Genomic DNA, 20204 nt, shown 5'->3' with positions numbered 1-20204 from the left:
ATGGCGGGGTGACCCAAGTGACCGAACGCGGGACCCCGTTGCCGGCGGCCCCGCAGGCCGTGGCCGCGCGGCGTCGTTCACCGGCGGCCGCCGCCTGCGTGCTGGGCGGGGCCGTGGCCGCCGGACTGGGGCTCGGCTTCCTGGCCGTGCTCGTGATCGTGCTGTGGATCAGCTCCCCCTACCCGGACAGCGGCCCCGGCGGCGCGCTGCACCTCGCCGCCGGGCTGTGGCTGATGGCCCACGGCGCGGAACTCGTCCGCTACGAGACCCTCTCGGGGACGCCGGCACCCGTCGGCCTGATTCCGCTGCTGCTGGTGGCGCTGCCCGTGCTGCTGATGCGGCGGGCCGCCCGGCTGGGCAGCGCCTCCGGGGACGCCGCCGGCGCGGACGGGGACGAGGTGCTGCCGGCCAGTGCCGTGTTCTCTGCCGTGACCTGCGGCTACCTCACCGTCGGGGCGCTCGCCACGGTGTACGCCGCCGGCGGGCCGATGCCGGCGGACCCGCTCAGTGCCGCCTGGCACGTCCCGCTGGTGGCGGTGCTCGCCGCCGCGGGCGGGGTGTGGGCGGCCAAGGGCAAGCCGGTCGGGCCGCTGCCGGACTGGGTTCCGGGGGGCGTACGCAAGGCCGTCGCCCGCCCCCGTTACGCGCTGGCCCTGCGCTCCGGCGCGGCGGGGGTGCTCGTCCTGCTGGGCGGCGGGACCCTGCTGGTCGGGGCCTCGCTGACGTGGCACGCGGCGGAGGTGCAGAACTCGTTCCTGACGCTGACCGGGGTGTGGTCGGGGAGGTTCGCGGTGCTGCTGCTCGCCCTGGCACTGATCCCGAACGCCATGGTGTGGGGCGCGGCGTACGGGCTCGGGCCCGGGTTCGCGCTCGGCGCGGGGGCGGTGGCGACACCGCTCGGCTTCGAGGGGGCGGCGGCGCTGCCGAGGTTCCCGCTGCTGGCGGCGCTGCCGGCGCAGGGGCCGGGGACGCCGGTGACGTGGGCGGCGGCCGGGGTGCCGGTGGCGGCCGGGCTGGTGGTCGGGTGGTTCGCGGTGCGGCGGGCGCGGGAGGTCTCGTACGGGGAGACCGCGCTGACGGCGGCGCTGGGCGCGGTGGTGTGCGGGCTGGTGATGGCGGGCCTGACGGCGGCCGCGGCGGGGCCGCTGGGGTCGCGGGGGCTGGCGGACTTCGGGCCGGTGTGGTGGGCCGTGGGGGGCGCGGCGGCGGGGTGGACGCTGGTGCTGTCCGTGCCGTTGGCGGTGGGGGTGCACGCGTGGCGGACGCGGCCGGTGCGGTCCGTTGGTGGCGGTGGGGTGGAGGACGCGTGGCACGACTCCGGGGTGCGGGAGCTTCGGTGGGAGGCGTTGCGGAAGGCGGCGCAGCCGTTGGTTGCTCCCGCCGTTGCCGTGCCGGCTCCGGAGCCGGTGGTGGCGGTGCCGGTGGCTGTGGTGCCTGCGGAACCGTTGCTGCCGGCGGCGGTGGTGGGGGCGCGGGTTCTGGCCCGGAGGCGGCCGGCGTCCTGACCGCCGGTGGTGCCGCTGCGCGGGCTGCTCCCCGCCCCGCCCTTCGCCCGTTCCCCGGGGCTGCGCCCCGGACCCCGCTCCCTGGGGGGCTCCGCCCCCAGACCCCCGCGCCTCAAACGTCGGCGGGGCTGGGTGGGTGGCGGGGCTGGGTGGGTGGGCGAGGCGCCGGGTGGGTGGGTGCGCCTCAAGCGTCGGCGGGGCTGGAAGACCCTGGGGCTCCGCCCCAGACCCCGCGCCTCAAACTCCCCCAGCTACCGCTGGGAGGTGCCCCCAGGCGGGGCTGGGTTCTGCCGGGGGTTCTGGCCTCGCCGGGGTGGGTGGGTGGGGCTGGGGAGCCCCCCGGGTCAGCGTTGGACCTTGAGGATGTCGCCAACGACGTTGTCCGGGAGGAGGGTGTTGCACTGGAGTTCCGCGGTGCGGGTGAGGGCGTCGTCGCGGCAGATGTAGAAGTCCTTGTACGCCAGTTGCAGCGCGTACGAGCTGCCCGCCAGCAGCAGCGCCAGCGAGGCCGTGACCAGGCCGCTGACCGCCGCCGCGCGCTGCGGGCGGGCCGCCGGGCCGAGGGCGGCGAGGCCGCCGGGGTCGGCCTCGGTCGCCGGGCGGCCGCGCAGCGCGCTGATGCCCCAGTACATGGCCAGCGCGCCCAGCAGCAGCCCCACCGACGGGATCCCGAAGATCCCGAAGAAGAAGCCCCACATGCCCGACAGCAGCGCGTACCGCGCGCGCCGCTGGACCGGGTCCATCGGGTCCCACCGGGCCGGGCCCTCGGGGCCGGGCTCCGAGGGGCCGCCGCCGCCGTCCTGCGGCCGCTGCGGCTGCCGCGGCTCCCACGGCTGGTCGGGCCGGCCCTCCGGGGGCGCCGCGAAGGGGTTGTCGTCGGTCGAGGGGTCGGGCTGACGGCGGTCCGGCATCGAGTGCGTTACTTCCCCTGTGTCGTGGGCGCTGCACGCGCCCCGCGTGCGCGGCGCGTACCGCGTCGTTTGCGGCTTGTATGCCAGACGCTACCGCCCGCCCGTCCCCCCGTCCCTCGGGGGCGGTCCGGTGTGCCGGTATCGTTGCAGGCGGTCGGTGGCTTCGTATGGTTCCCCGTATATCGGTACCCCGAAGTTTCGTATGACCACACAAGACGAACGTCGCAAATCCTGTGAGAAAGGGCCTCCCATGGCCGCCTCCCGCCTGGTCGTGCTGGTTTCCGGCTCCGGCACCAACCTCCAGGCCCTTCTCGACGCCATCGACGCCCACCCCGGCGGAGCCGAGGGATTCGGTGCCGAAATCGTCGCCGTAGGAGCCGACCGCGAGAACATCGCGGGCCTCGAACGGGCGGAGAAGGCCGGGATCCCCACCTTCGTGTGCCCCGTCAAGGCCTACGGGAGCCGCGAGGAGTGGGACGCCGCCCTCACCGGGGCGACCGACGCGTACGCACCGGACCTGGTGGTGTCCGCCGGGTTCATGAAGATCGTCGGCAAGAGCTTCATCGACCGCTTCGGCGGCCGGTTCATCAACACCCACCCCGCCCTCCTCCCGGCCTTCCCCGGCGCGCACGGGGTGCGCGACGCCCTCGCGTACGGGGCGAAGGTCACCGGCTGCACGGTCCACTTCGTGGACAGCGGCGTGGACACCGGTCCGATCATCGCCCAGGGTGTCGTGGAGATCCGGGACGGAGAGGGCGAAGCCGCGCTCCATGAGCGCATCAAGGAAGTCGAGCGCCAGCTGCTCGTCGACGTCGTGGGGCGCCTGGCCCGGCACGGCTACCGCATTGAGGGACGAAAGGTAACAATCCAGTGACCGCCAACGAAACGACGACGACTCAGCGGCCGATCCGGCGTGCGCTCGTGAGTGTCTACGACAAGACGGGCCTGGAAGAGCTGGCGCGCGGCCTGCACGAGGCGGGCGTGGCGCTCGTCTCCACCGGCTCCACCGCCTCGAAGATCGCCGCCGCCGGGGTGCCCGTCACCAAGGTCGAGGAGCTCACCGGCTTCCCCGAGTGCCTCGACGGCCGGGTCAAGACCCTCCACCCGCGCGTGCACGCCGGCATCCTCGCCGACCTGCGCCTGGAGGACCACCAGCGGCAGCTCGCCGAGCTGGGCGTCGAGCCCTTCGACCTGGTGATCGTCAACCTCTACCCCTTCCGGGAGACCGTCGCCTCCGGCGCCACCCCCGACGAGTGCGTGGAGCAGATCGACATCGGCGGCCCGTCGATGGTCCGCGCCGCCGCCAAGAACCACCCCTCGGTCGCGGTCGTCACCAGCCCCGCCCGCTACGCCGACGTCCTCGCGGCCGCCCAGGGCGGCGGCTTCGACCTGACCGCCCGCAAGCGGCTCGCGGCCGAGGCCTTCCAGCACACCGCCGCCTACGACGTGGCCGTCGCCTCCTGGTTCACCAACGCCTACGCCCCGGAGGGTGAGGAGGGCGCGCTGCCCGAGTTCCTGGCCGGCGCCTGGGAGCGCAAGTCGACCCTGCGCTACGGCGAGAACCCGCACCAGGCCGCCGCCCTCTACACCGACGGGCAGCCGGGCGGGCTCGCCAACGCCGAGCAGCTGCACGGCAAGGAGATGTCCTTCAACAACTACGTGGACACCGAGGCCGCCCGCCGGGCCGCCTACGACCACGAAGAGCCCTGCGTCGCGATCATCAAGCACGCCAACCCGTGCGGCATCGCCGTGGACCAGGACGTGGCCGCCGCGCACCGCAAGGCGCACGCCTGCGACCCGCTCTCGGCCTTCGGCGGCGTCATCGCCGTCAACCGCCCGGTGACCGTCGAGCTCGCCGAGCAGGTCGCGGAGATCTTCACCGAGGTCATCGCCGCCCCCGCCTACGAGGACGGCGCGGTCGAGGTCCTGGCCAAGAAGAAGAACATCCGCGTCCTGAAGGTGGACGGCACCCCGCACCAGCCGGGCGACCTCAAGCCCATCAGCGGTGGCGTGCTGCTCCAGGACTCGGACACGTTTGAAAAGGGAAGGGGCCAGGCCGACGGCGACGACCCGGCGAACTGGACCCTGGCCACCGGCGACGCGCTGTCCGCCGAGGAGCTGGCCGAGCTCGCCTTCGCGTGGAAGGCCTGCCGCGCCGTCAAGTCCAACGCGATCCTGCTCGCCAAGGACGGCGCCTCGGTCGGCGTCGGCATGGGCCAGGTCAACCGCGTCGACTCGGCGAAGCTCGCCGTCGAGCGGGCCGGCGCCGAGCGCGCGCAGGGCTCGTACGCGGCCTCGGACGCCTTCTTCCCCTTCCCGGACGGGCTGGAGATCCTGACCGCCGCCGGCATCAAGGCCGTCGTGCAGCCGGGCGGTTCGATGCGTGACGAGCTGGTCGTCGAGGCCGCGAAGAAGGCGGGCGTGACGATGTACTTCACCGGTACCCGTCACTTCTTCCACTGATACGACCGGTACGACCGGTACGGCAACGGCGAAGGCCGCGTCCCGCACTGCGGGACGCGGCCTTCGCGTCGTTCAGCCGAGCGGGGCCGTCAGGTCACTTGACCTTGACGACGAGCGTGCCCGCGGCACGGTCGTGCCAGCCCTGGAGCTTGCCCGAGTTGTCGAAGAACGGGGACAGGTAGACCAGGATGGCGCCGATGTAGCAGAGGAAGGCGCCGACGATCGGGATGATCCAGCGGATGAAGCCGCCGCCCAGGCCCGGGTTCTGGCCGGTGTTCTCCTTGACGACCTTCAGGCCCAGGGCCATCTTGCCGAGGGTGGCGCCGACGAAGGCGATCATCAGCCACTCGTAGAGCAGCGTGATGAGGAAGAAGAGCAGCATCATGCCGAGGAAGGCCATGACGATGCCGCCCGCAGCCTCGGACGCCTCGTTCACGCAGGTGCTGTACGCGGGGGAGAGCGGGTCCATGCCGGAGCAGTCGTCGATGGACTTCGAGGCGCCGAAGACGCCCGCGAGGCCGATCGCGCTGAAGACCGCGTACAGGATGCCGATGGCGATGCCGTCGATCACGCGCGCGCCGAAGCGGCGGCCCATCGTGGCCACCTGGACGGTGCCGAGGCCCGCGACGTTGATGAGGCCGTTGTTGGCCTGGAGCGTGCCGGGGGTCTGCGGCGGGACGCCGTACGGCGGCTGGCCCTGCTGCGGGTATCCGTAGCCGCCCTGCGGCGGGACGCCCTGGGGGGCCTGCTGCGGGTATCCGTAACCGGGCTGCCCCTGCGGGGCAGGAGGCTGCTGCTGCCCGTAAGGGTTGTTCGGGTCGCCGAAGCTCATCTGGGTGTTTCCTCCGTGAAGTGCGGGGACGCACGGCACGCCTGGAGGACACTTGCTTTCTGCGGTACGCCCCCCGGCACTGCCCGCGGCACTCTTTCCGATCTGCTTGCTGCCCGTCATCGTGGTGGGCCCGCACCTGGCTTGTCCAGTTGGTTGCCCGAGCGGGCCAGACTTGTTGTGCAAGTGCAATCAAGAACGCGATCCGGCCGCGGCCCGACTGGAAGCCGGGCCGCCCCATCCGGGAGGATGCCCACATGACCGCCCAGATTCTCGATGGCAAGGCCACTGCAGCCGCGATCAAATCCGAACTGACCGCCCGCGTGGCGCAGCTGAAGGCCCGGGGCATCACCCCCGGCCTCGGCACCCTGCTGGTCGGCGACGACCCGGGCAGCCGCTGGTACGTCAACGGCAAGCACAAGGACTGCTCCGAGGTCGGCATCGCCTCCATCCAGCGCGAACTGCCCGCGACGGCCTCCCAGGAGGACATCGAGGAGGTCGTGCGGGAGCTGAACGCCGACCCGCACTGCACGGGCTACATCGTCCAACTGCCGCTCCCCAAGGGAATCGACACCAACCGCGTCCTGGAGCTGATGGACCCGGCCAAGGACGCCGACGGGCTGCACCCGATGTCGCTGGGCCGCCTCGTCCTCAACGAGCGGGGCCCGCTGCCCTGCACCCCGTACGGGATCGTCGAGCTGCTGCGCCACCACGGGGTCGAGATCAACGGCGCGCACGTCGTCGTGCTCGGCCGGGGCATCACCGTCGGCCGCTCGATCGGGCTGCTGCTCACCCGCAAGTCCGAGAACGCCACCGTGACCCTGTGCCACACCGGTACGCGCGACCTCTCCGGGCTGCTGCGCCAGGCGGACATCGTCATCGCGGCGGCGGGCGTTCCGCACCTGGTGAAGCCGGAGGACGTGAAGCCGGGCGCGGCCGTGCTCGACGTCGGCGTCAGCCGCGACGAGAACGGGAAGATCGTCGGGGACGTCCACCCGGGCGTCGCCGAGGTGGCGGGCTGGATCTCCCCGAACCCGGGCGGTGTCGGCCCGATGACGCGGGCACAGCTGCTGGTGAACGTCGTCGAGGCGGCGGAGCGGACCACCAGTGCGGGCTGAGCACGAGGCGAGCGGGACGGGCGGTACGGGCGGTACCGGCGGGGCGCCTGACGAGGCGTCCCGCGCGGCGGCCGCCCCGGCCGGCCCCGCCGCGGGCTCCGGGCCCGCCGCCGCGCCGGCTGCCCCGGCTGCCGCGAAGTCCCGGCGCTTTCCCACCCTCACCCAGGACACGGCCCGCCCCGAGGGCGGCGGCCGGGCCATCCCCGGGGCCGTGTCCGCGCCCGCCCGTCAGTGGCCGATGCTCAGCGTCCTCGCCGCCACCGCGGCCGGGCTGCTGTCCACGGCGATGGGGCATCCGCGGGTCGGCTGCCTGATGATCGGCGTCGCCCTGATCGCGGCCGCGGTGCTCCGGCGCGTCCTGCCCTCGGTGGGCATGCTCGCGGTGCGCTCCCGCTTCACGGACATGGTCACGTACGGGCTGCTGGGCGTGGCCATCACCCTGCTCGCCCTGGTGATGGAGCCGAGGCCGCTGCTGGAGATCCCGTTCCTGGAGAGCGCGGTCCGCTTCACCGTCCGCTAGCCGGCCCGGACGGCCGGGACGGCCCGGCGGCCCGACGAGGGCCTCCAGGGCCGCGACGACCGCCGGGCGGGTCCCGTGCCGGCACTCCAGGCAGGGGGCGGGAGTAGGGGGCGGTCACCCGTCCGGGCCTTCGAAACCTTCGAACCCGGGGGTCCGTGTGCCGCGGACCACAGGGACCGGGGGATTGGGGGCCCCGCGGGTCGGATAGCCTGACCGCGGATGTCTCTTCACGTCAAGATTCGCAGGACAGGGAAGCGGCGTCCGCCCCCTACTCAGGGGTCCAGCACATGGGGCGGGGACGCCCCACCGCCAGCTGTCTAACGGAGAAGGCCATGACCCGCACTCCCGTGAATGTCACTGTCACCGGCGCCGCCGGCCAGATCGGCTACGCGCTGCTCTTCCGCATCGCGTCCGGCCACCTGCTCGGCGCGGACGTGCCGGTCAAGCTCCGCCTCCTGGAGATCCCCCAGGGCATGAAGGCCGCCGAGGGCACCGCCATGGAGCTCGACGACTGCGCCTTCCCGCTCCTCAAGGGCATCGACATCTTCGACGACCCGAACCAGGGCTTCGCCGGCGCCAACGTCGCCCTGCTCGTGGGCGCCCGCCCGCGCACCAAGGGCATGGAGCGCGGTGACCTGCTCTCCGCCAACGGCGGCATCTTCAAGCCGCAGGGCGCCGCGATCAACGCGCACGCCGCGGACGACATCAAGGTCCTGGTCGTGGGCAACCCGGCCAACACCAACGCGCTCATCGCGCAGGCCGCCGCCCCGGACGTACCGGCCGAGCGCTTCACCGCGATGACCCGCCTGGACCACAACCGCGCGATCTCGCAGCTCGCGCAGAAGACCGGCGCCGACGTCACCGACATCAAGCGCCTGACCATCTGGGGCAACCACTCGGCCACCCAGTACCCGGACATCTTCCACGCGGAGATCGCCGGCAAGAACGCCGCCGAGGTCGTGAACGACGAGCTGTGGCTCGCCGAGAACTTCATCCCGACCGTCGCCAAGCGCGGCGCCGCGATCATCGAGGCCCGTGGCGCGTCCTCGGCCGCCTCGGCCGCGAACGCCGCGATCGACCACGTGCACACCTGGGTCAACGGCACCGCCGCGGGCGACTGGACCTCGATGGGCATCCCGTCGGACGGCTCCTACGGCGTCCCGGAGGGCATCATCTCCTCCTTCCCCGTCACCTGCACGGACGGCAAGTACGAGATCGTCCAGGGCCTGGACATCAACGAGTTCTCCCGGACCCGCATCGACGCGTCCGTGGCGGAGCTCGTCGAGGAGCGCGACGCGGTGCGCGGGCTCGGCCTCATCTGATCGCTCCGGCAGCGGACGATTGATCGGGTTCACCTGATCGCATGATCCCTGCGAACGCCCTTGCGCCCCGGCCAAACCAGGCCGGGGCGCTTTGGCGTGAAAACGCCTATCGGTCCATGTAGGTGGTAAATAAGGTCGCCCGGTGACCGACCACCTGATTCCCCCTCAGTCCGGCGGCGGCAACGCCTGGGCAGCCGATCCACGGGACGGCCGCCCACCGGTGCACCCCTCCGTCAGCGAGGCGGGCCGCCTCCTGTGCGCGGGAACCTACCTCGACGCTTCGTACCGCGACCGGGTGATCGACGAACTGTTCGTGCACGAGGAACGGATCGCCGCCCCCTCCTACGGCTTCGACGCCACCCGCGTACTCGCCCACGCGCTCCGCGCCCGCCGCATCGAACTCGCCTGGGCCGGCGGGGTCATCGGCGCCTGGTTCGTGGGCTCCCTGCTGACCAGCGGGGCCCTCACCCTGCTGCTCTTCCCCTTCCTGATGCTCAGCTTCGCCCACTGGCTCCGCGCCCGGCGCAACGCCCTGGTGCGCTTACTGGCCGTGCTGATGCGGATCTACGCCTGGATCTCGCTGGTCCTGGCCGTCTTCTGGCTCTGGGCGATGGCCACCGGCGACGTGCTGGCGGCAGCCGAGTTCCTCGACTTCTTCTCCTTCTCCTCCAGCAGCTCCCGCTACGGCGGTTACAGCGGCTACAGCAGCTACGGGGATTCCTCCGGCACCCCGATCGTCTGGCTGACCCCCCTGGTCTTCGCGGCCGTCGTCACCGTCGTCGCGCTCCAGCGCGGCCACGCCGCCCGGATCGTCTCCACCGAACTCGCCCCGCGCCGGTACGCCGACCAGCCGGGCGATCCCGCCGAGACCTCGCCGAGCCCCCGCTTCGCCCGGGTCCGCGGCCGGATCCGCAACGAGCAGCACGCCCCGCTGATCATGTACAACATCAACGGCCCGTTCACCGGGGCGGGGGACGCCTACCGGCCCTGGCAGCTGTCCGTCGAACTGCGCCCCCGCGACGACCTCGGGCCCGACCGCAAGCCGCAGCCCGTCACCAACGCCCACATCGTGGAGCGCATCGTCCCGCTCCTGCACGCCCTGCGCGTGCCCTCCCCGCACGGCTCGCCGGAGGCCCAGGCTTCCGTACTGGACCGGCTGCGCGAGCTGGTCGTCGACGAGTGCGTCTTCCTGCCGGCGGTCGGGCTCCCGCACCGGGACGCGGCGCCGCTGTCCCCGCAGCAGTTCGCCGAGCACCGCCTCGGCGCCATAGAGGAGGGCGGGGAGCGGCGCAGGCACTTCCTGCGCATCCGGGTCGGCGGCTGGGACGAGAACCTCGTCGTCACCGTCTTCGTCCGGGTCCACACCCAGGGCCGCATGCTGATGCTGGAAGTGGCCCCGCACGTGCTGCTTCCCGTACGCACCCGGTTCCAGAACGCCGACGCGGCGGCCCAGCGGCTGCTGAACAACACCTGGTTCGGCAAGGCGGTCGAGGCGCTCGCCGCGACCCCCGGCTCGTTCGCGGGCTCCGTCGCCACCCTGGGCCGGGGGGTCGCCAGCTGGTGGCGGATCGTCACCGGCGGCCACGGCGGCGCCCGCCCCGAGGGGCCGGAGCTGTCGGTGCGGGAACTCGCCGCGCGGGAGGACGGCTCCCTCTTCCACCTCATGGACCTCGACCGGTATCTGAAAACCATTCAGGACCGGGTGGTCGGCGGGGTTACCGTCGCCCTGCACGAAGCGGGCTGGCACACGGAGGAGTTCGCGCAGCGCGCGGTCCACGTCGCCGAGGGTGCCACCTTCATCCAGTCGGTGAACCACAGCGCCTTCAGCATCGGCGGCAGCAACAACACCAACAACAGCGGTACGAGCGGCAAGGGGAGCAGCGGTGGGAAGTAACGACGACGAGCGCCCGGTCCGGATCGGAGACGTCCACAACACCGCCTTCAGCATCGGCGGCAGCAACAACAGAAACACCGTCAACAACGGCGGCGGTACGGGGGACCGGGCGCCGGGCGCGGAGGAGCTGCTGGAGGCCGTACGCGACCTGCGTGCCGCCCTCGTCCGGCTGCCCCGCAGCACCGGGCGCGGGGACCTCGACGCCGAACTCGACGGGGTCGCCGAGGAGCTGGAGGATGCCGAGCAGATTCCGCAGGGCCTGCCCGCGCGGCTGCGCGGGGCACTGGTGCGGTGGGCCCCGCTGGTGGAGTCGCTGAGCGCGGCCACCGCCCTGGGCGGACTGCTCACCTCGCTGGGAGGCTGAGCGGTGTCCTCGTCCGACGGCGCCCGGTGGGACCCGCAGTCGCAGAGCTGGGAGTGGGGGCCGGCTCCGGGGCCGGGGCCCACGCCTCCGCCGCCGCCCGTGCCCGCGCCGCCCACCCCGCCCCCGCTGCCGCCGGGGCCCGCGCCCGGGTACCACGAGCCGTGGCCCCCGCTCCCGTCCGCGCCCGTGCCCCCGCCGCCCCCGCCCCCGCCCGGCGGGCAGCAGTGGCGTACTCCGCTGCTGGTGGGTCTGGTGGCGGCGGTCGTGGGCGGGGCCTCGGTGGCGGCGTGGATGCTGCTGGGCACGCAGGACGGCCCGGCGACGGCCACCCGCCCGCCCGCCTCGGACTCCCCGTCCGGGCAGCCGGCCACGCCGTCCGCGCCCGCGAGCCCGCCGGCGGGTACGACGGCCGTGTCACCGGCCCCCGGCGCCTCGGCGAGCACCGGGAGCCCCGGCTACACCGTCGTGCGCAACGAGGCGGGCTTCTCGGTGGCCGTCCCCACGGGTTGGGAGCCCAGCCACAACGAGACGGGCAGCGGGGCCTTCTACCGCCTGCCCGGGGACCGCAGCGCCCTGCTCCAGATCTTCCGGGTCACGGAGGACAGCGGCACCGGCTCCTGCGAGCTGCTGCGGATGTCCTCGGACCGCCTGAACGACGCGACCCCCGCCTTCCGGCAGGTCTCCCTCGAACCGGTCGCCGGCAGCGCCTGCGAGCTGGTCTACGAGTACGACAGTGCGGAGTCCCACGGCCGCCGCCGGGGCATGGAACGGATCATCACCACCCCGGACGGCAAGCGGTGGGCCCTGCTGGCGGCCGGCCCGGCCGGCGACAGCACGACGACACGGGCGAACCTGACGGCGGCGCTGGACTCGTTCCGGCCGGGCTGACCAGTACTTGGCTGCTCAGTGCTTAAACATGCCGGGGGTGTAGTGCCCCGGCACCGAGCGGGTGGTGACGCCGAACCGGTTCCAGGCGTTGATCGTCGAGATCACGGCGATCAGCTGGGCCAGTTCGGCCGGCTCGAAGTGCTTGGCGGCCTTCTCGAAGACCTCGTCGGGGACGAAACCTTCCGTCAGGACGGTGACGGCCTCGGTCAGCTCGATCGCCGCCAGCTCCTTCTCCGTGTAGAAGTGCCGCGACTCCTCCCACGCGCCCATCAGCAGGATCCGCTCGACGCTCTCCCCGGCCGCCAGCGCGTCCTTGGTGTGCATGTCGATGCAGAACGCACAGTGGTTGATCTGCGAGGCGCGGATCTTGACCAGCTCGACCAGCACCGGGTCGAGCCCCTTCCGGGCCGCGATCTCCAGGTTGACCATGGCTTTGTAGACCTCGGGGGCGAGCTGGTGCCACTGCATCCGGGCGGGCTGTTCGGGTGCGTATGCGGGGGTTTCGTTCGTCGTCATGCCCCCACTCTAGGGAGCGGGCGGCCCGCCGATATGGTCCATGTCCATGACGGGATCATGGGCCACTTTCGGCGCCGACCTGCACCTGGACCTCGCCGCGGCGGCGGGCGGCCGCGGCCTGCGGGCCGCCCTGGCGGAGGCGCTGCGGGAGGCCGCGCGCAGCGGGCGGCTGGCGCCGGGGACGCGGCTGCCGTCCTCGCGGTCCTTCGCCGCCGACCTGGGGATCGCCCGCAACACCGTCGCCGAGGCGTACGCGGAACTCGTCGCCGAGGGCTGGCTGACGGCCCGCCAGGGCTCCGGCACCCGCGTCGCGGAACGGGCCCGCGTACGGCGGGAGGCGGGGGCGCCCCAGGTACGCCGTCCCGCGCGCCGGGGGCCCGCGTACAGCCTGCTCCCCGGCTCCCCGGACCTGGGCGGCTTCCCGCGCACCGCGTGGCTGGCGGCGGCCCGGCGGGCGGTGACCGCCGCCCCCAACGAGGCCTTCGGGTACGCCGCCGACGCGCGCGGCCGGGTGGAGCTGCGCGAGGCGCTCGCCGGGTACCTGGCGCGGGCGCGCGGGGTGTACGCCGACCCGGACCGGATCGTGCTGTGCGCCGGCTTCGCGCACGCCCTGATGCTGCTGGGGCGGGTGCTGCGGGGGCGCCGGGTGCGGGAGGTGGCCGTGGAGGGGTACAGCCTCGACGTGCACCGGGAGCTGCTGACCGGGGCCGGGCTGCGGACCCTTCCGCTGTGGGTGGACGAGGCCGGGGCCCGCACCCCCGACCTGGCCGGGCTGGGCCCCCGGGCGGGGGCGGTGCTGCTGACCCCGGCGCACCAGTTCCCGACGGGCGCGGCCCTCACCCCCGGGCGGCGAGCGGCGGCCGTGGACTGGGCGCGGAGCACGGGCGGGGTGATCCTGGAGGACGACTACGACGGGGAGTTCCGCTACGACCGCCAGCCCGTCGGCGCGCTCCAGGGGCTGGACCCGGACCGGGTGGTGTACCTCGGCACCGCGAGCAAGTCCCTGGCCCCGGCGCTGCGGATGGGCTGGATGGTGGTCCCGCCGGACCTGCTGGAGGAGGTCCTGGAGGCGAAGGGCCGGGTCGACTGGACCTCCAGCGCCCTGGACCAGCTGACGCTGGCGGAGTTCATCACCTCCGGGGCGTACGACCGCCACGTGCGCGGCATGCGCCAGCGCTACCGGCGCCGCCGGGACGAACTGGTGGCCGCCGTGGCCGGGCGGGTCCCCGTCTCCGGCATCGCGGCCGGGCTGCACGCCGTGCTGGACCTCCCGCCGGGCACGGAACGCTCCATCGTCCAGGCCGCCGCCTGGCAGGACCTGGCCCTCGAGGGCCTCGCCCGCTACCGCCACCCCGACTCGCCGATGCCGGTCCGCGAAGCCCTGGTCGTCGGCTACGGCACCCCGGCCACCAGCGCCTGGACCCCCACCCTCACCGCCCTGACCAGCACGCTCCCGTGAGGTTCGGCGGACGCCGGTCCCTGCGGGGCTTGCCCCTCCCCGCCCTTCCTCCGTTCCCGCCTCAATCGCCGGCGAGGCTGAAAGATCCAGCCCCGCCGGCGTTTGAGGCGCGGGTCCGGGCAGAGCCCGGGGAACGGAGGAAGGGCGGGTAGGGGACAGCCCCGCAGGGACCGGGACCGGCGGGCTACGCCTCCGGCTCCCCGAAGCGCGACAGCGCAAGGGCTCCCGCCACCGCCACCGCGAAGCCGGCCACCGCCAGCCACGTCAGGCCCTCGCGGGTGCGGTCGCCGAGCCACGCCACGCCCACCGCCGCCGGGCCGAGGGTCTCGCCCAGGACCAGCCCCGCCGTCGCCGCCGTCACCGAGCCGCGCTGCAGGGCGGAGGTGAGCAGCAGGAACGCCGCCGCCCCGCCCAGCAGCAGTGCGTACAGCGCGGGATTGCGCAGCTCCCGCAACGAGACGGAGTCGATGAGGCGCACCGCCACCTCCACCACCCCGAAGCCCGTCCCCGCCGCCAGCCCCAGCGCCAGCGCGCGCGGCCCGTCGGGCAGCGCCCCCGCCACCGCGCCGACCACCAGCACCAGCGCCGCCACCCCCAGCAGCCCCAGCTTCAGCGCGAGCGTCCCCGTACCGGACCCCTCCTCACCGGAGGCCAGCCCGAGCATCAGCAGCCCCGCGCACACCACCCCCACCGCGCCCCACTCCAGCCGCGACAGCCGCACCCGCAGCAGCCGCGCCGCGACCACCGCGGTCACCGCCAGGCTGGCGGCCAGCGCGGCCCCCACCGTGTAGATCGGGACGTGCCGCAGGGCGATGATCTGGAGCACGAAGCCGACCGCGTCCAGCCCCAGCCCCGCCAGGTACCGCCACTGCCGTACCGCCCGCAGGAACAGCGCCGCGTCGACCCCGGAAGCCCTCGCCCCCGCCCCCGTACCCGCCCCCGGGCGCGCCGCCGCCCGGGCCGCCACCGCCTGGAGCACCGACGCCGTACCGAAGCAGACCGCCGCACCCAGCGCGCAAACCATCCCAATCAGCACGAACCGACTCTAGGTCACCATCGTGACAAGGGTGTGACGGCGGCCGGATTCCATACCCCCGCGCCCCCGCTCTAGGGTGCAGCCCATGGACACCAGCAACACCAACAGACGCCGCATGCGCTCCGGCGCGGTCGCCCTCGGCGGAATGGGCCTGCTCGCCGCCACCCTCGTGGCCTGTGGCAGCAGCGACGAGCCCGACAAGCGCTGCGCCTCCCGCTCGACGCTGGACCACCTGAACATGAAGGAGTGCAAGAGCGGCGGCCACGGCTCGTACTACTACGGCGGCCGGGTCACCAACGGCAAGGTGACCGGTGGCAGCTTCGACAAGTCCGCGGTCACCCGCGGCGGCATCGGCGGCCACAGCAGCTCCGGCTCCTCCGGCGGCTGAGCGCACATGCAGCGGCACACCATCGAACCGCGGCCCGACTGGCAGAAGACCGTCGAGGAGCAGGGGCTGATCTATCCCCTCACCCGCTACCCCGACGACTCCCTGCGCCCCTACTGGGACGAGAGCGCGTACTACTCCTTCACGCTCCCGGAGGTCGAGGCGCTGGAGGACGTCGTCGAGGACCTGCACGCCATGTGCCTGGCCGCGGCGGCGCACATCGTCGACCACGACCGCTTCGCGGACCTCGGGATCACCGACCCGAAGCTGGCGGCGCGGATCGCCGAGTCCTGGCGGCGGCGGGCCGAACAGCCCTCCCTCTACGGCCGCTTCGACCTGCGCTACGACGGCGCCGGCGGCCCCGCCAAGCTGCTGGAGTACAACGCCGACACGCCGACCTCCCTCGTGGAGGCGGCGAGCCCGCAGTGGTTCTGGATGGAGGAGCGCTTTCCCGGCGCCGACCAGTGGAACTCCCTCCACGAGCGGCTCGTCGAGGCCTGGCGCCGCCAGGCCGAGCTGCTGCCGCCCGGCCCGGTGCACTTCGCGCACTCCGAGACCGACGAGCTCGGCGAGGACCTGATGACGGTCGCCTACCTCCAGGAGACCGCCGAGCAGGCCGGGCTGGAGACCCACGCGCTGTCCGTGGAGACGATCGGCTGGGACAGCCTCTCGGGCCGTTTCGTGGACGAGAAGCTCCGCTTCATCCGCAGCTGCTTCAAGCTCTACCCGTGGGAGTGGCTGGCCACCGACGAGTTCGGCCCGCAGGTGCTCGGCACCTACGACCACGGCGGCGGCTCCGGCAGCACCGTGTGGATCGAGCCGCTGTGGAAGATGCTGCTCGCCAACAAGGCGCTGCTGGCGATCCTGTGGGAACTCTTCCCGGAACACCCGAACCTGCTGCCCGCCTACCTCGACGGCCCGCGCGAACTGGCCGACACCTGCGGGTACGTGGCCAAGCCCCTGCTGGGCCGCGAGGGCGCCGGGGTCACGCTGCACGAGGCCGGCGAGGGCGGCGAGCCCTTCGTCCCGGAGGAGGGGGAGACGTACGTCTTCCAGGCGCTGGCGCCGCTGCCCGACTTCGACGGCAACCGCGTGGTGCTGGGTGCGTGGGTCGTCGAGGAGGAGGCGGCCGGACTCGGCATCCGGGAGTCGGCGGGGCCGGTCACGGACGAGTACGCCCGCTTCCTGCCGCACGTCATCCTGTAGAGCCGGCCTCGCAGAGCTCGTTGAAGACGGTGTTGAAGCCTGCCGTCCATCCCTTCCGGTAGGAGTCGGAACGGGGCTGGCTCGTGTCCGGCTTCGTCGGCTGGCAGGTCTCGGCCGCCCGCTGGCCGGCCACGTACCCGTCGTTGAAGCCCTTCTGGAAGTCCTGCGCGGGGCCGGTGGACGGGGCGGTGGACGGGCTGGGGGACGGGGCCTTGGGCTCCGCGACCTTGCAGTTCACGAAGACGAAGTCCTGGTCCTCGTTTACCGCGAGAACGGTGTAGTCGACGTTCTTCTGGAACCGCTTCAGCCGGAAGTTGCCGTTCGCGTCGATGTTCAGGGGCTCGGTGGACTCGCCGTCGTTGAGGCTGCGCGGGGGTGTGAAGCCCTCGCCGGTGATGACGACGGACAGACCGTCCGCGGCGGGGGTGACCGTACAACTGGCGGCGGGCACCGCCGCGGCAGCGGCGGCCGGCCCGAGGACGACCGCGCCGCCGAAGGCGACGGAGGACGCCACGACACCGCAGACCACGGCGCGTCGGGTACGTCGGTACATGGGGGGTGCTCCCATCGGAGGGACGGGCCCGGAAAGACCCCGGGCGGGCACCCGTACGGGGTCTTCCCATCCTCAGGCGGACTCCTCCCGGTGTCCACCGCAGGGCCCGTCCCCCCGTCGGGAGCCGTCAGCCGGCGAGGACGGACCGCAGCTGGTCCAGGCCCCAGTCCAGGTCCTCCTTGCTGATGACCAGCGGCGGGGCGATGCGGATCGTCGTCCCGTGGGTGTCCTTCACCAGGACCCCGAGCTCCATCAGCTTCTCGGAGATCTCCCGGCCCGTCCCGTGGCCCGGGGCGATGTCCACGCCCGCCCACAGCCCGCGTCCGCGTACGGCGGTCACCGCGCCCCCGCCGACCAGCAGGTTCAGCTCCCGGTGCAGGTGGTCGCCGAGTTCGGCGGCGCGCTGCTGGTACTCGCCGGTGCGCAGCATCGCGATCACCTCCAGGGCGACGGCGCAGGCGAGCGGGTTCCCGCCGAAGGTGGAGCCGTGCTCGCCCGGCCGGAACACCCCGAGCACGTCCCGGTCGGCGACCACGGCGGACACGGGCACGACCCCGCCGCCGAGGGCCTTGCCCAGCACGTACACGTCGGGCACGACCCCCTCGTGCTCGCACGCGAAGGTCTTCCCGGTACGGCCCAGGCCCGACTGGATCTCGTCCGCCATGAAGAGGACGTTCCGTTCGCGCGTCAGTTCCCGTACGCCGGCCAGGTATCCGGCCGGCGGGACGAGGACCCCCGCCTCGCCCTGGATCGGCTCCAGCAGCACGGCCACGGTGTTGGCGGTGACGGCGGAGTCGAGGGCGGTCAGGTCCCCGTACGGGACGATCTCGAAGCCGGGGGTGTAGGGGCCGTAGTGGTCGCGGGCCTCGTGGTCGGTGGAGAAGGACACGATGGTCGTCGTCCGGCCGTGGAAGTTGTTCGCGGCGACGACGATCTTTGCCTGCCCGTCCGGGACGCCCTTGACCTCGTACCCCCACTTGCGGGCCGTCTTCACCGCCGTCTCCACGGCCTCCGCGCCCGTGTTCATGGGCAGCACCATCTCCTTGCCGCACAGCGCGGCGAGCTGGGCGCAGAAGTCGGCGAAGCGGTCGTGGTGGAAGGCGCGCGAGGTGAGCGTGACCCGTTCCAGCTGGTCACGGGCGGCGTCGAGCAGACGGCGGTTGCCGTGGCCGAAGTTGAGCGCCGAGTACCCGGCGAGCATGTCGAGGTACCGGCGCCCCTCCACGTCGGTCATCCACGCTCCGTCCGCCGATGAGACGACGATCGGCAGGGGGTGGTAGTTGTGCGCGCTGTGTTCGTCGGCGGAGCGAATGGCATCAGCAGTTCTCGACACGGGGTCTCCGATCGTCCGTCTGGCTGGTGGCGCGGGTGACGTGGGTGACGTCCTTTGTATCGTCGCTCGGATCCTGGACGCGGAAACCTGCCCGGTGCCGCGCCCGCTAAGGTGTGCGGTACGCACGGCGACTGGCGTACGGAGAACCAACTCCGGGGGAGTCGTGCGCGTACGACCGCACACAGGGCCGCTCGCCTGGGCCTCGCGGGGACGAGATCTGACATCGACCCCGGAGGAGCCGCGATGACCGCGCACCGCCAGCCCGCCCTGTACGCCACCGACCCCGAGCTCGCCTCGCTCGTCTCCGCCGAGGAGACCCTCCAGGCGGAGACCCTGCGGCTGATCCCCAGCGAGAACTACGTCTCCGCCGCCGTGCTCGAGGCCTCCGGCACCGTCCTGCAGAACAAGTACAGCGAGGGCTACCCGGGCCGCCGCTACTACGAGGGCCAGCAGAACATCGACCGCGTCGAGGCGCTGGCCATCGAACGGGCCAAGGGCCTGTTCGGGGTGGACCACGCGAACGTCCAGCCCTACTCTGGCTCCCCGGCGAACCTGGCCGTCTACCTGGCCTTCGCGAAGCCCGGCGACACGGTGATGGGCATGGCCCTGCCGATGGGCGGGCACCTGACGCACGGCTGGGGGGTCTCCGCGACCGGCTCCTGGTTCCGGGGCGTGCAGTACGGCGTCCGCCAGGACAGCGGCCTGATCGACTACGACGCCGTCCGCGAGCTGGCCCTGGCGGAACGCCCGAAGGTCATCTTCTGCGGCGGTACGGCCCTGCCCCGCACGATCGACTTCGAGGCGTTCGCCTCGATCGCGAAGGAGGCGGGCTCGGTCCTGGTCGCGGACGTCGCCCACATCGCCGGCCTGATCGCGGGCGGGGCCCACCCCTCCCCGGCCGGGCACGTGGACGTCATCTCCACGACCACGCACAAGACGCTGCGGGGCCCGCGCGGCGCGATGCTGATGTGCCGGGAGGAGCACGCGAAGGCCATCGACAAGGCGGTCTTCCCGGGCCTCCAGGGCGGCCCGCACAACCAGACGACGGCCGGCATCGCGGTGGCCCTGCACGAGGCCGCGCAGCCGTCCTTCGTCTCCTACGCCCACGCGGTCGTCGCCAACGCCAAGGCGCTGGCCGAGGCCCTGCTGTCCCGGGGCTTCGACCTCGTCTCGGGCGGTACGGACAACCACCTGATCCTGATGGACCTGACCTCGCGGGGGGTCCCGGGCAAGGTCGCCGCCAAGGCGCTGGACCGCGCGGGCATCGTCGTGAACTACAACACGGTGCCGTTCGACCCGCGCAAGCCCTTCGATCCCTCGGGGGTGCGGATCGGTACGCCGTCGCTGACCTCGCGGGGGCTCGGGGTGGCCCACATGCCGCTGGTCGCGGAGTGGATCTCCCGCGCGGTCGACGCCGCCGCCAAGGCCGACGAGCCGGCCCTCGCCGCGATCCGCGCGGAGGTCGCCTCCCTGATGGCCGCCTTCCCGGCCCCGGGCCTCCCCCTGTCCTGACCCGCGGCGCCGCTCCTGGGGCTCCGCCCCGGACCCCGCGCCTCAAACTCCCCCAGCTACCGCTGGGAGGTGCCCCCAGGCGAGGCTGGATATGCCGCTGCGCGGCAACCAGCCCGCCGGGAGACGCCGGCGGGGCCGGAACGGGCTGCACGTGCGACTGCGGCTCGGCCACATCCAGCCTCGCCGGCGTTTGAGGCGCGGGGCCCGGGCGGCGCCCCGGGGAACGGTGGAAGGGCGGGTAGGGGACAGCTCCGCGCAGCGGCCCACCCCCCGCACCCGGCGACCGGAGGCCGTCAAAAATCGGTCGCTCGGCCGGGGCGGGATCCGGCCGCCCCGCTACTGCCCGGTACGCGGGCACGGGCCCGGCGGCGGCACGGGCGCGGGCCGGGA

The 20204-nt window shown here is 73.3% G+C and carries 19 protein-coding genes and 1 riboswitch; of the genes, 13 read left to right on the top strand and 6 right to left on the bottom strand.

Annotated elements, in window-relative coordinates; genetic code table 11:
* Positions 1-8 precede the first annotated feature (8 nt).
* Positions 9-1505: a DUF6350 family protein gene (locus OOK34_RS07840; RefSeq protein WP_267033152.1), complete on the top strand. Its 1497-nt coding sequence runs from the start codon at positions 9-11 to the stop codon at positions 1503-1505.
* A 344-nt stretch (positions 1506-1849) separates the two neighbouring features.
* Here OOK34_RS07840 and OOK34_RS07835 read toward each other — a convergent pair whose 3' ends face one another.
* The gene (locus OOK34_RS07835) at positions 1850-2416 is read right to left on the bottom strand and encodes a hypothetical protein (protein WP_267033151.1); all 567 of its coding nucleotides are present in this window, start codon (positions 2414-2416) and stop codon (positions 1850-1852) included.
* A gap of 250 nt (positions 2417-2666) precedes the next feature.
* Here OOK34_RS07835 and purN point away from each other — a divergent pair, with 250 nt between their 5' ends.
* Both purN and purH read left to right on the top strand, forming a co-directional pair.
* Complete coding sequence (gene purN, locus OOK34_RS07830; protein WP_267033150.1) at positions 2667-3290, top strand: phosphoribosylglycinamide formyltransferase; 624 nt, start codon at positions 2667-2669, stop codon at positions 3288-3290.
* A complete protein-coding gene (purH, locus tag OOK34_RS07825; protein ID WP_267033149.1) occupies positions 3287-4879 on the top strand; it encodes a bifunctional phosphoribosylaminoimidazolecarboxamide formyltransferase/IMP cyclohydrolase in 1593 nt (530 codons plus the stop codon). Before purN ends, purH begins: the two co-directional genes overlap by 4 nt.
* 94 nt (positions 4880-4973) lie before the next feature.
* Here the strand turns inward: purH and OOK34_RS07820 are convergent, their stop codons facing one another.
* Positions 4974-5711 (bottom strand): RDD family protein, encoded by a 738-nt coding sequence (locus OOK34_RS07820; RefSeq protein ID WP_267033148.1) that lies wholly within the window; start codon positions 5709-5711, stop codon positions 4974-4976.
* Between the two features lie 254 nt (positions 5712-5965).
* Between OOK34_RS07820 and OOK34_RS07815 the strand changes: the two genes are divergently transcribed.
* The 6 genes from OOK34_RS07815 (at position 5966) to OOK34_RS07790 (ending at position 11814) form a co-directional block, all read left to right on the top strand.
* Positions 5966-6826 (top strand): bifunctional methylenetetrahydrofolate dehydrogenase/methenyltetrahydrofolate cyclohydrolase, encoded by an 861-nt coding sequence (locus OOK34_RS07815; RefSeq protein WP_267033147.1) that lies wholly within the window; start codon positions 5966-5968, stop codon positions 6824-6826.
* Positions 6816-7346, top strand: coding sequence for a DUF3017 domain-containing protein (locus OOK34_RS07810; RefSeq protein WP_267033146.1), 531 nt, complete (start codon positions 6816-6818; stop codon positions 7344-7346). The genes OOK34_RS07815 and OOK34_RS07810 overlap by 11 nt, the downstream gene beginning before the upstream one ends.
* Before the next feature lie 332 nt (positions 7347-7678).
* Positions 7679-8668, top strand: coding sequence for a malate dehydrogenase (locus OOK34_RS07805; RefSeq protein ID WP_267033145.1), 990 nt, complete (start codon positions 7679-7681; stop codon positions 8666-8668).
* 142 nt (positions 8669-8810) lie between these two features.
* Complete coding sequence (locus OOK34_RS07800) at positions 8811-10562, top strand: hypothetical protein (protein ID WP_267033144.1); 1752 nt, start codon at positions 8811-8813, stop codon at positions 10560-10562.
* On the top strand, positions 10552-10926 hold the full coding sequence (locus OOK34_RS07795; protein WP_267033143.1) for a hypothetical protein: 375 nt from the start codon (positions 10552-10554) through the stop codon (positions 10924-10926). Before OOK34_RS07800 ends, OOK34_RS07795 begins: the two co-directional genes overlap by 11 nt.
* Positions 10927-10929: 3 nt before the next feature.
* Positions 10930-11814 carry a hypothetical protein gene (locus OOK34_RS07790; protein WP_267033142.1) on the top strand — a complete coding sequence of 295 codons (885 nt, stop codon included), beginning with the start codon at positions 10930-10932 and terminating at the stop codon, positions 11812-11814.
* Between the two features lie 15 nt (positions 11815-11829).
* Here OOK34_RS07790 and OOK34_RS07785 read toward each other — a convergent pair whose 3' ends face one another.
* Complete coding sequence (locus OOK34_RS07785; protein WP_267033141.1) at positions 11830-12330, bottom strand: carboxymuconolactone decarboxylase family protein; 501 nt, start codon at positions 12328-12330, stop codon at positions 11830-11832.
* A 46-nt stretch (positions 12331-12376) separates the two neighbouring features.
* On the opposite strand from OOK34_RS07785, the gene OOK34_RS07780 reads away from it, so the two are divergent.
* Complete coding sequence (locus tag OOK34_RS07780; RefSeq protein WP_267033140.1) at positions 12377-13789, top strand: PLP-dependent aminotransferase family protein; 1413 nt, start codon at positions 12377-12379, stop codon at positions 13787-13789.
* Between the two features lie 184 nt (positions 13790-13973).
* Here the strand turns inward: OOK34_RS07780 and OOK34_RS07775 are convergent, their stop codons facing one another.
* The gene (locus tag OOK34_RS07775) at positions 13974-14813 is read right to left on the bottom strand and encodes a hypothetical protein (RefSeq protein WP_267036665.1); all 840 of its coding nucleotides are present in this window, start codon (positions 14811-14813) and stop codon (positions 13974-13976) included.
* A 97-nt stretch (positions 14814-14910) separates the two neighbouring features.
* Here OOK34_RS07775 and OOK34_RS07770 point away from each other — a divergent pair, with 97 nt between their 5' ends.
* Together OOK34_RS07770 and OOK34_RS07765 are read left to right on the top strand one after the other, a co-directional pair.
* Positions 14911-15213 (top strand): hypothetical protein, encoded by a 303-nt coding sequence (locus OOK34_RS07770; protein ID WP_267033139.1) that lies wholly within the window; start codon positions 14911-14913, stop codon positions 15211-15213.
* A gap of 6 nt (positions 15214-15219) precedes the next feature.
* Positions 15220-16416: a glutathionylspermidine synthase family protein gene (locus OOK34_RS07765; protein ID WP_267033138.1), complete on the top strand. Its 1197-nt coding sequence runs from the start codon at positions 15220-15222 to the stop codon at positions 16414-16416.
* Here the strand turns inward: OOK34_RS07765 and OOK34_RS07760 are convergent.
* Together OOK34_RS07760 and rocD are read right to left on the bottom strand one after the other, a co-directional pair.
* Positions 16406-16969, bottom strand: coding sequence for a hypothetical protein (locus OOK34_RS07760; RefSeq protein WP_267033137.1), 564 nt, complete (start codon positions 16967-16969; stop codon positions 16406-16408). The two genes, OOK34_RS07765 and OOK34_RS07760, sit on opposite strands and share 11 nt — an antisense overlap.
* 127 nt (positions 16970-17096) lie before the next feature.
* Positions 17097-18302 carry an ornithine--oxo-acid transaminase gene (gene rocD / locus OOK34_RS07755; RefSeq protein ID WP_267033136.1) on the bottom strand — a complete coding sequence of 402 codons (1206 nt, stop codon included), beginning with the start codon at positions 18300-18302 and terminating at the stop codon, positions 17097-17099.
* 117 nt (positions 18303-18419) lie between these two features.
* Positions 18420-18510, top strand: a riboswitch (ZMP/ZTP riboswitch).
* A gap of 35 nt (positions 18511-18545) precedes the next feature.
* Here rocD and glyA point away from each other — a divergent pair.
* Positions 18546-19814 (top strand): serine hydroxymethyltransferase, encoded by a 1269-nt coding sequence (gene glyA / locus OOK34_RS07750; protein ID WP_267033135.1) that lies wholly within the window; start codon positions 18546-18548, stop codon positions 19812-19814.
* The last annotated feature ends 390 nt before the right edge of the window (positions 19815-20204 follow it).

Origin of the sequence: Streptomyces sp. NBC_00091 (assembly GCF_026343185.1) — a bacterium.
Lineage (GTDB): Bacteria > Actinomycetota > Actinomycetes > Streptomycetales > Streptomycetaceae > Streptomyces.
This window is presented reverse-complemented; position numbering and strand designations above follow the sequence as displayed.